The organism is Cupriavidus basilensis (genome assembly GCF_029335485.1).
GTDB lineage: Bacteria > Pseudomonadota > Gammaproteobacteria > Burkholderiales > Burkholderiaceae > Cupriavidus > Cupriavidus basilensis_E.
The window spans coordinates 1-9,407 of the sequence record NZ_JARJLM010000495.1 but is presented as its reverse complement, the minus strand read 5'-3'; the positions used below and the strand labels follow the sequence as shown (position 1 = coordinate 9,407).

Annotated in this window: 9 protein-coding genes; 6 read left to right on the top strand and 3 right to left on the bottom strand. The window is 68.7% G+C overall.

Annotated features, from left to right (window positions below; genetic code table 11):
* Window positions 1-51: 51 nt before the first annotated feature.
* Window positions 52-1,137, bottom strand: a complete 1,086-nt coding sequence (locus tag P3W85_RS30590) for a calcium:proton antiporter (RefSeq protein ID WP_276267518.1) — start codon at window positions 1,135-1,137, stop codon at window positions 52-54.
* A 405-nt stretch (window positions 1,138-1,542) separates the two neighbouring features.
* Here P3W85_RS30590 and P3W85_RS30585 point away from each other — a divergent pair, with 405 nt between their 5' ends.
* Both P3W85_RS30585 and P3W85_RS30580 read left to right on the top strand, forming a co-directional pair.
* A complete protein-coding gene (locus P3W85_RS30585) occupies window positions 1,543-1,968 on the top strand; it encodes an OsmC family protein (RefSeq protein ID WP_276267517.1) in 426 nt (141 codons plus the stop codon).
* Between the two features lie 191 nt (window positions 1,969-2,159).
* On the top strand, window positions 2,160-2,891 hold the full coding sequence (locus tag P3W85_RS30580) for a BON domain-containing protein (protein ID WP_017226273.1): 732 nt from the start codon (window positions 2,160-2,162) through the stop codon (window positions 2,889-2,891).
* Between the two features lie 67 nt (window positions 2,892-2,958).
* On the opposite strand, the gene P3W85_RS30575 is transcribed toward P3W85_RS30580, so the two are convergent.
* Entirely contained in the window at window positions 2,959-3,966 is a 1,008-nt protein-coding gene (locus P3W85_RS30575; protein ID WP_276267520.1) for a GlxA family transcriptional regulator, read from the bottom strand.
* Window positions 3,967-4,293: 327 nt separating this feature from the next.
* On the opposite strand from P3W85_RS30575, the gene P3W85_RS30570 reads away from it, so the two are divergent.
* A complete protein-coding gene (locus P3W85_RS30570; RefSeq protein WP_276267516.1) occupies window positions 4,294-5,553 on the top strand; it encodes a M20/M25/M40 family metallo-hydrolase in 1,260 nt (419 codons plus the stop codon).
* 12 nt (window positions 5,554-5,565) lie between these two features.
* On the opposite strand, the gene P3W85_RS30565 is transcribed toward P3W85_RS30570, so the two are convergent.
* Window positions 5,566-6,459 carry a LysR family transcriptional regulator gene (locus P3W85_RS30565; protein WP_276267515.1) on the bottom strand — a complete coding sequence of 298 codons (894 nt, stop codon included), beginning with the start codon at window positions 6,457-6,459 and terminating at the stop codon, window positions 5,566-5,568.
* A gap of 175 nt (window positions 6,460-6,634) precedes the next feature.
* On the opposite strand from P3W85_RS30565, the gene P3W85_RS30560 reads away from it, so the two are divergent.
* From P3W85_RS30560 to P3W85_RS30550, 3 genes are all read left to right on the top strand, one after another.
* Window positions 6,635-7,147 carry a CidA/LrgA family protein gene (locus tag P3W85_RS30560; RefSeq protein WP_276267514.1) on the top strand — a complete coding sequence of 171 codons (513 nt, stop codon included), beginning with the start codon at window positions 6,635-6,637 and terminating at the stop codon, window positions 7,145-7,147.
* Window positions 7,140-7,832, top strand: coding sequence for an LrgB family protein (locus P3W85_RS30555; RefSeq protein ID WP_276267513.1), 693 nt, complete (start codon window positions 7,140-7,142; stop codon window positions 7,830-7,832). The genes P3W85_RS30560 and P3W85_RS30555 overlap by 8 nt, the downstream gene beginning before the upstream one ends.
* Before the next feature lie 306 nt (window positions 7,833-8,138).
* Window positions 8,139-9,296 (top strand): MFS transporter, encoded by a 1,158-nt coding sequence (locus P3W85_RS30550; protein ID WP_276267519.1) that lies wholly within the window; start codon window positions 8,139-8,141, stop codon window positions 9,294-9,296.
* Window positions 9,297-9,407 lie beyond the last annotated feature (111 nt).

Sequence of the window (9,407 nt, the reverse complement as noted above, 5' to 3'; positions counted from 1 at the left end):
CGGGAATGACGCAAAAGGCGCGCGCGATGGCAGGTGGGAGGATCCGCCCGGTCAGGGTACGACCGACAGGAATAGGTAGGCCGCGAGGATCACCAGGTGCACCACGCCTTGCAGCATGGTGGTGCGCCCCGAGTGGAGCGTCAGCGTGCTGACCAGCAGGGTCAGCGCGAGCAGCACCGTTTCCGTCGGGCCCAGGCCCAGCGTCAGCGGCTTGCCGACCGCGATAAAGACCGCGGCCACGGTGGGAATGGTCAGCCCGATACTCGCCAGCGCGGAACCCAGCGCCAGGTTCATGCTGGTCTGCAGGCGGTCGGCACGGGCGGCGCGCAGGGCGGCCAGGCCCTCGGGCAGCAGCACCAGCGCGGCGATCACGATGCCGACCACGGCCGGCGGGGCGCCGGCGGCGGCGACGGCCGCCTCCACCGTTGGCGAGAGCAGCTTGGCCAGCCCGACCACGGCCACCAGGCATGCCAGCAGCATGCCGCCGCTGGCCAGGGCGATCCGCGCGGGCGGGGGCGGAGCGTGCACGCTCTCGTCCGAGATGCCCGGGACGAGGAAGTAGTCCCGATGGCGCACCGTCTGCACAAAGACGAAGCTACCGTAGAGCACCAGCGAAGCGATGCCTGCAAAGGCCTGCTGGGACTGTGACAGGACCGGCCCGGGAATGGCGCTGGTGTAGTTCGGCAGCACCATGGTCAGCACCGCCAGCGCGGCCAGCACCGCCAGCGCGGCGGTGGCGCCGGGCGCCTGGAATGCCTGCTCGCGATGGCGCAGGCCGCCCACGAGCAGGCAGATCCCGACAATGCCGTTGCATACCAGCATGGCCGCGGCAAACACGGTATCGCGCGCCAGTCCGGCCTTCTCCGGGCCGGAGGACAGCATCACCGAGACAATCAGCGCCACCTCGATCACCGTCACGGCGATCGCCAGCACCAGCGTGCCAAACGGCTCGCCCACCTTGTGCGCCACCACCTCGGCATGGTGGACCGCGGCAAACACCGAGCCGGCCAGTGCCAGGCCGGCCAGCACCAGCACCAGCGACTGGCCGGGCGCCAGCAACCCCGCCCCCAGAATGGCCCAGGCTGCCAGCGGCAGCCAAAGGGTCCAGCCAGGCAATTTATTGGACGTCAATGGCATCCGTTCTCCCTTTGTTGTGATGAATACAGCGCGTTGTTTTGATGTGGTGCTATCGCCTGCGGCGGCTTGCTGGCCGTTTCTCCCTTTGCATCCTATTGTGGTTCAGCCTGGGGCGGCAGCAGTCCACCGAGGCGGCGTCGCGGAGGTAAGGCAATCGCGCGGTCGATTCAGTTCCCTGGAATTCGCGTGAATTGAGAGTAATTACCTGTTTATTTGCCGAAATTGTCGGCGCTTTGGTGATTTTTTCGGGAAATTCAGAAACATGGCCTGTCTTTGGCGAGGCACTTAGGCGGTCCTTCCCGCGTCGCGCTAGCGTAGCTGGAAAGTCATCCGGCGGGTACCCACCATCCCGCCACAGGCGCGGCGAGGGTCGCGCCACAACCCCTTTGACCATGGAGATCACTCATGAAAAAGTACGGATCGGCTAGATGGCAGGGCGGCATCAAGGACGGCCAGGGCACCATCTCGGCAGAGAGCGGGGTGCTCAAGGATGCGCCCTATGGCTTCAAGGCCCGCTTCGAGGGCGGGCCCGGCACCAACCCCGAGGAACTCATCGGGGCTGCCCACGCAGGCTGCTTCTCGATGGCGCTGTCGCTCATCCTCGGCGAGGCCAATATGGTGGCCGAAAACATCGCGACCAAGGCCACCGTGACGCTGGACAGGGACGGCGCTGGCTTCAGCATCACCGCCGTGCACCTGGACGTGGCGGTGCGCATTCCCGGCGCCGACCAGGCGGCGTTCGAGCAAGCGGTGCAGGCGGCCAAGGCGGGCTGTCCGGTATCGAAGCTGCTGAAGGCGGAGATCACCATGGACGCCCGGCTGGAGTCCTGAGCGGGCCGGCTCGCCAGCCCCTCCCGGGAAGCCGCATCCCGGCCTGGCAACAGGTCGGGCGAGGCCAGCCTGGCTACCTATAATGAAGATTCGCCGTTTCGCGCCGCAGTGCCGGGCGCGGGGCCGCGCGGGCGTTCGCCGGACGGAACGCGTCTCCTATATCCAGACCTTTCAAAGATAAGGCAGACATCATGCATAGCAGCGAAGCAGTCCTGACTCAGGCCAGGGCAGCCATTGCCCACGTGCCTTTCCACAGCCATTCCATCCATCCCACCATCCAACTGCGCCTCAGCGACGGCGCGCTGATACTCGAAGGCGAAGTGCCGGATATCGTCGACAAGACCCGCGTTGCCGCCATGGTGCGCCGCGTCGATGGCGTCTCGGCGGTGATCGATCACCTGCGCGTGGCCGACGGCGGCGCGGCGGTCGGCGACAGCGAGTTGCGCAATTCGGTCTGCGTGCGCCTGCTGCAGGCGATCGACTTCCGCAATTGCCGGATCTGCGCGCATACCAAAGGGCGCATCGAACCGGTGCGCGAGGCTGTTGGCGAGTCCAGCGGCGAGATCGCGATCGAAGTCGTGGACGGCGTCGTGACCCTGCGGGGCCACGTGATCAGCCTGTCGCACATGCGCCTGGCCGGCGTGCTGGCGTGGTGGTCGCGCGGTTGCCGCTGCGTGATCAACGAACTGGTGGTGGCACCGGCCGAGGCCGACCGCGACGACGAAGTCACGGAAGCGCTCAGGCTGGTCCTGGAGACCGACCAGTTCGTCGATGCCGACCGCATCCGGGTGCATACGGAGAACCGCGTCGTCACGCTCGAAGGCTATGCCACCACCGATGCCGCGAAACGCCAGGCCGAGCGCGATGCCTGGTATGTGCACGGCGTGGAGGACGTGGTCAATCGCATCGTGCTAAGCAGCTGAGCCAACAGCATGAACGGGGGCCGCGCGGGATCGGCGGCTCCCAGAGGCGCCGGCACGCTGGTAGCGCTTATGTCCCGCCAGCCGGGCGCGCCATGTCTTCCACGCGCCAGAAGCGCCGCTGCGAGCGCAGTGCGAAGCGCGTCCGATAGCTCGACATCGACATCCCCGTGGCGCGCTGGAACAGCCGCCGGAAGGCCGCTGCATCGGTGTAGCCGCAGGCTTCGGCAACGGCTTGCGAGCCATGCAGGGTGACCTCCAGCAGGGTCTTGGCGCGCTCCACGCGCAGCTTGTGCAGGTATTCCAGCGGGGACATGCCGCTGACCTGCCGGAAATGCCGCAGCAAGGTGCGCTCGCTCACCGCTGCCGCCTGCGCCACCAGCGCCAGCCGGTACGGCGCTTCGATGTTCGCCTGCAACCAGCGCATGGCGCGGTAGACCGGACTGTCGGCGGTCCTGCTCAGCCAGCGTTGCGACACCAGCTCCGGCGTCAGTTGCTGGCGCTCGGCCTGGTACAGCAGCATGCGCGAGCAAGCCTGCGCCAGGTCCGGGTCGTGCAGGTGGCCCAGCACCCGCAGCGTGAATTCCGTCTGCAAGGCCGGCGCAACGCAGCCAAACACGCGCTGGTGCAGGCTCATCGGTTCGCTCGCGGAGAAGTCGCAACGCGGGTAGCGCTTGACCATCCAGCTCTGGACCGTCCACGGCGCGCCCATGCGCCCCCCATCCAGCAAGCCGAGTTCGGCGGGCAGGGCAATGCCGGTGGCCCCGGCCGCGATCCAGCCGCCCGCCTGCGCGTGCCGTTCCAGCAACCGCAGCGCCTGGCTCGCACCACTGACGATCTCGCCCAGGTGCGGGGCGTTGCGTGCAAGCAGGCCGGGCACCACCACCAGCGCGTTCCCGTCTTCCGTCCTGCGCCGCCGCCGCGCGGGCTCCAGCCCCAGGCCGGGCAGCGCCAGCGCGCGGCCCGAGGGGCCGATCACCGACCAGCTCAGGCCGCTATCGGCGTCGGGGCGCTGCAGGCGGGCCACCCCGGCGGCCGTGCGCAGCACGTCCAGCGCCCCGAACAGCATGCCTGGCATGGCTTCCGGCAGCCAGAGCAGACGCACATGCAGCGGCACGGGGCGGCTGCCACCGGCATCGGGATCGGTCGGGGCCGCGGCGCCCGGGTCACGGCCGGCTTCCCGGGCGGACTTCGGGGCGGCAGTGGTGGCGGAGGGCCGGCGGACATCGGATGAAAGGGGCATGGCGGGATCGGCATTCCAAATGGCGGGATTGATCCTACCTTGCCGGGCCCGCTACGGCTAGCATCGCCTGGTGGGCAATGCGCCTGGTATCAGGCCACCCAAGCAACGCACCAAACAACGTACAAACGTACAAACGTACAAAAACACCCACCAGGAGACTTCATGCAGCCATCCCTGCGCCGATTTACCCATGTTGCCGCCGCCGCGCTTGCGCTGGCCCTCGGCGCCGCCGGCAGTGCCCGCGCGGCCGACCCCCAGTTGCTGGAAGCAGCGCGCGCCGCCGAGCCCGCGCTGATCCAGTCGTTGAAGGACATGGTGTCGATCGAGTCCGGCAGCGCCAACGCCGCAGGCCTGGCGCAGATGGCCAGCTTCACCGAGGGCCGGCTGAAGGCCCTGGGCGCCACCACCGAGCGCATTGCGGTCACGCGCGGGCCGGGCACCATGGTCAAGGGTACCTTCACCGGCACCGGCAAGCGCCGCATCATGCTGATTGCGCATATGGACACGGTCTATGGCCCCAACACGCTGGCAACCCAGCCGATCCGGCTGGAGGGCAACCGCCTGTACGGTCCCGGCATTGCCGACGACAAGGGCGGCATCGCGGTGATCCTGCACGCGCTGGCCCTCCTCAAGTCGGCCGGCTGGCAGGACTATGCCCAGATCACCGTGCTGTTCAACCCGGACGAGGAAGTGGGTTCGCCCGGCTCGGGCGACACCATCGCCAGGCTGGCCGAGCAGCATGACGTGGTGCTGTCCTGCGAGCCCTCGGCGGGCTCGGTGGTGATGAAGGGGCAGCCGTTGCTGCTGGCCTCGGCCGGCGTCGCCACTGCCACGCTCGACGTCAAGGGCCGGGCCGCCCACGCCGGCGCCGCGCCGGAACTGGGGCGCAATGCGCTCTACGAGCTTTCGTACCAGATGCTGCAAACGCGCGACGTGGCCAAGGACGTGCCGGGCGCGGCCCTGGTCTGGACCAGGGCGAGCGCCAACGGCCCGCTGAACCAGATCACCGAGAAGGCAGAGGCCGTGGGCGATGTCCGCCTGACGCAGCCCGGCGCGCTGGAAAAGCTGCAGGCCGCGCTGCAAGCCAAGCTGGCTTCGGGCCGGCTGATTCCCGACACCGAAACCACGCTGACCCTCACGCCCGGCCATCCGCCTTACGTGGCCGACCAGCGCAGCCGCGCGCTGGCAGCCCGGGCGCAGGGCATCTACAAGGAGATCGACCGCGAGCTGACGCTGGTGCCGCAGACCGGCGGCGGTACCGACGCGGGCTATGCCGCGCGCTCGGGCAAGCCCACGGTGCTGGAGAGTTTCGGCCTGGCCGGCTTCGGCTATCACGCGCGCGATGAATACATCGAGATCGATTCGATCGTGCCGCGTCTTTACCTGCTGACGCGCATCCTGCAGGAAATCGGGCGCAACTGACGCGGCCTGGCGTCAGGCTGGCTTGCGCGCGCCGCCGAAGGCCTGCTCGCAGCACGCCAGCCAGGCCCGCGCCGCGCGCGACAGATAGCCTTCGCGCCAGACCAGCCCGAGCTCCCACACCAGCTCCGGCGCGGTTAGCGGGCGAATGGCCACGCGGGCCGGATCCAGCTGGCCCGCGATCGGCGCCGGCAGGATCGCCACGCCTACGCCGGCCGCCACCAGCTCGCCGAGAAAGTCCCAGTGCCGGCTCTGGCCCGCGATCTGCGGGCTGAAGCCGGCGGCCTCGCAGGCGTCCAGGATGACGCGGTAGAGCACGAAGTCGTCCTCGTACATGACGAAGGGCAGGCCGGCGAGGTCTGTCAACGGGACCGCGCCGGCCCGGCGCGGCGCCTGCTCGCCGGGGAACACGGCGACCAGCGCCTGGCGAGTCACCGTGAGGCTGGCCAGCCCGGCCACCGCGGCGGGCAAGACCGTCACGCCAAGATCCAGTTCGCCGGCGGCCACGCCTTCTTCCAGCGCCCGGCCGCCTTGCTCGCGCAACCGCAGCTTCACGCCGGGATACTGGCGGCGATAGGCGCCGATCACCGGCGCCAGGTAGCGCCCGGCCATGGGCGGGATACCTACCTTCAACTCCCCGCGCGCCATGCCGTCCACCTCGGCTACTTCCTGGCGCAGCCGCGCCACCTCGGCCAGCACCGCCTGGCTGCGGGCGAACACCACTTCGCCGGCGTCGGTCAGCTGCACCGTGCGGCCTTCGCGCAGCAGCAGCGGGCCGCCCAACTCCTCCTCCAGGCTCTTGACCATCTTGCTGATGGTGGGCTGGGTCACATGCAGGGTTTCCGCCGCGCGGGTGAAACCACCCTGGCGGACCACTTCAACGAAATAACGCAGGGCGCGGATATCCATGGTGTTCCGGTCTCGCTTCGAGCCGATGTGCGATTCAGGTGCGATTCAAGATTGCCATTCTAATTTGGCATCGATTGAATAATTTATATTCATTTTATATATCGAATGGCGCTACGTACACTAGCGTCATCGCCGCCTGACCGTGGCTGTCACATAGACATAGCAGAAGACTCCGATGCAAAGCGCCGCCGCCACCACCTCAACCCGCCTCTCCGGGGCTTCATCCCCGTCCGCCGGTGCGCGTGTGCGCACTGGCGCCATCGCGCTTGCCCAGGTGGTGGCGCTATCGGCCCTTTGGCTGCTGGCCGACTGGCTGCGCTCGCGCCTCGGGCTACCCTTGCCGGCGGGTTTGCTGGGGCTGCTGGTGCTGGCCGCGCTGCTGTTCAGCGGGGCGGTACGGGGTGGCTGGGTACGGCGCGGCGCGGACTGGCTGCTGGGCGAGATGCTGCTGTTCTTCATCCCGGCGGTGCTGGCCGTCGTGCAGTATCCCGACCTGGTCCGGCACCAGGGCTGGCGCATCTGCGCGGTGATCGCCCTGAGCACGCTGGCAGTCATGCTGGTGACCGCGCTGGTGGTGGAGCAGGTGTACCGGCTCGAGTTGCGGCTGGCGCGGCGCGGGCGTGGCAGGAAGAGCAAGAGCACCGCCGGCGCCGCCACCATCAACGACAGGCAGCATCATCATGCATGACACCGTGCTGGCTGCGCTGAGCCTGGTGGCCACCGTTGCCTTCTACTACCTCAACAAGCGCATCTACGCGCGGCGGGCGCGGCTGTGGCTGATGCCGCTGCTGGCCACGCCCGTGGTGCTGATCGCACTGGTGCTGGCCGCGCGGATTCCCTACCGCGACTACATCGCCGACACGCGCTGGCTGATGTGGCTGCTCGGCCCGGCCACCATCGCCTTCGCGCTGCCGATCTACGACCACCGCGCGCTGGTGCGCCAGCACTGGCTGTCGATCTCGGTCGGCGTACTGGCCGCGGTGCTGACCTCGGTCCTGACTTCCGTATGGCTGGCGCGTGGCCTTGGCTTGTCGGTGATGCTGCAGAAGGGCCTGGCGGTGCGTTCGGTGACCACGCCGTTCGCGGTGGATGCGGTACGCGCGCTGGGCGGCCCACCCGACCTGGCCGCGGTCTTCGTCGTGATCACCGGGCTCACGGGCATGGCCATCGGCGAGACCGTGCTGGCCTGCCTGCCTTCGGTGCGCAGCCGGCTCGCGCAGGGTGCCATCTTCGGCGCCGCGGCGCACGGCGCAGGCACCGCCAAAGCGCGGCAGCTCGGCGAAGTGCAGGGCGTGGTGGCCTCGCTGGTGATGATGATCGCCGGCCTGGTCAGCGTGCTGGCGGCGCCGCTGATCCGCACCGTGTTCTTCTAGGCGCGGGCTTGCGTAGTCATGCTTGGGCAGCCCCCGATGCGACCGCTACGGGCGCAGGGTTATTCGCGCGACGCCTGACGCGGCGCGCGAAATTGGCGCAGAATGCCGGACTTGCGTCACAGGACCGGTGCAATGAAGCGCATCGCTCACTGGCATGCGGCATGCTTGTCCACCTGCCGCAGCGTGCGCAACGTTCATGCCCGGCATGTGCGCCGGATTCGCCAGGCGCGCCATTGGCACAGCCTGTGCCCGGTGCCGCCGCCGGCAAGCTCATCGGGTCTCTTCTCCGTCATCAATCACAAGATCATGCGTTTACCGCTACTCGCGCTGGCTGCCGCGGCCTTTGGCATTGGCACCACCGAATTCGTCATCATGGGGCTGTTGCCCGATGTCGCCGCCGACCTTGGCGTGTCCGCCCCGGCCGCCGGCATGCTGGTGTCCGGCTACGCCATCGGCGTAGCCGTGGGCGCGCCCATTCTCGCCATCCTGACCAACAAGTGGCCGCGCAAGACTGCGCTGGTCGGGCTGATGGGCTTGTTCATCCTTGGCAATGCGCTGTGCGCGCTGGCGCCCAACTACGAACTGCTGATGGCCGCGCGCGTGGTCACCGCCTTCTGCCATGCCGCCTTCTTCGGCATTGGCGCGGTGGTGGCCGCCGAGCTTGTGCCGCGCGACAAGCGCGCGCAGGCGGTGGCGCTGATGTTCACCGGGCTGACCGTGGCCAATGTGCTGGGCGTGCCGTTCGGCACAGCCTTTGGCCACCTGATGGGCTGGCGCTCCACCTTCTGGGCGGTCACCGTGATCGGCGTGGCCGCCGCGGCCGCGCTGGTGGCATGGCTGCCCAAGGCCATCCCGATGCAGACCGGCAGCATCCTGCGTGAATTCCGCTCGATCGGCGCCGCCCAGGTCCAGCTGGCCCTGCTGATCAGCACGCTGGCATCGGTCAGCATGTTCACGGTGTTCACGTATATCGCCTACATCCTGCGCGACGTGACCGGTTTCACCGCGCAGCAGGAAAGCATGGTGCTGCTGCTGTTCGGCGCCGGCATCACGGTAGGCGGCCTCGCCGGCGGCAAGCTGGCCGACTGGAAGCTGATGCCCGCGCTGGCCAGCCTGCTGGCCGCGGTGGCGGTGGTGCAGCTGGTGTTCTCGTGGACCAGCCACTTCCCGCTGCCGACCCTGTTTACGCTGTTTATCTGGGGCATGGTGAGCTTCGCGGTGGTGCCGGCCACGCAGGTGCGCGTGCTCGACAAGGCCAAGGGCGCGCCCAACCTGGCCTCCACGCTGAACCAGGGGGCCTTCAATCTGGGCAATGCCACCGGCGCCTGGCTGGGCGGCCTGATGATCAGCGCGGGCCTGCCGCTGACCCAGCTGCCCTGGCTGGGTGCGGCGGTGGCGGTGGCGGCGCTGCTGGCGGTGGGGGTGTCGGCTTCGCTGGACCGCGGTGGGCGGGTGGCGGCGTAAGGCCGCTGCGGGCCGGCTACCAGGCAAGGGCCATGCCGGGCAATCGGGCGTTGGTGGCTGGCCTTCGTGGCAAGGGCCCCTTGGCTGGCCAGGTCTCGTTGTACGATACGC

Excerpts from the sequence above, each read along its gene's own strand:
- P3W85_RS30590 (WP_276267518.1), bottom strand. The coding sequence starts at position 1,137 with ATGCCATTGACGTCCAATAAATTGCCTGGCTGGACCCTTTGGCTGCCG.
- P3W85_RS30585 (WP_276267517.1), top strand. The coding sequence starts at position 1,543 with ATGAAAAAGTACGGATCGGCTAGATGGCAGGGCGGCATCAAGGACGGC.
- P3W85_RS30580 (WP_017226273.1), top strand. The coding sequence starts at position 2,160 with ATGCATAGCAGCGAAGCAGTCCTGACTCAGGCCAGGGCAGCCATTGCC.
- P3W85_RS30575 (WP_276267520.1), bottom strand. The coding sequence starts at position 3,966 with ATGCCAGGCATGCTGTTCGGGGCGCTGGACGTGCTGCGCACGGCCGCC.
- P3W85_RS30570 (WP_276267516.1), top strand. The coding sequence starts at position 4,294 with ATGCAGCCATCCCTGCGCCGATTTACCCATGTTGCCGCCGCCGCGCTT.
- P3W85_RS30565 (WP_276267515.1), bottom strand. The coding sequence starts at position 6,459 with ATGGATATCCGCGCCCTGCGTTATTTCGTTGAAGTGGTCCGCCAGGGT.
- P3W85_RS30560 (WP_276267514.1), top strand. The coding sequence starts at position 6,635 with ATGCAAAGCGCCGCCGCCACCACCTCAACCCGCCTCTCCGGGGCTTCA.
- P3W85_RS30555 (WP_276267513.1), top strand. The coding sequence starts at position 7,140 with ATGCATGACACCGTGCTGGCTGCGCTGAGCCTGGTGGCCACCGTTGCC.
- P3W85_RS30550 (WP_276267519.1), top strand. The coding sequence starts at position 8,139 with ATGCGTTTACCGCTACTCGCGCTGGCTGCCGCGGCCTTTGGCATTGGC.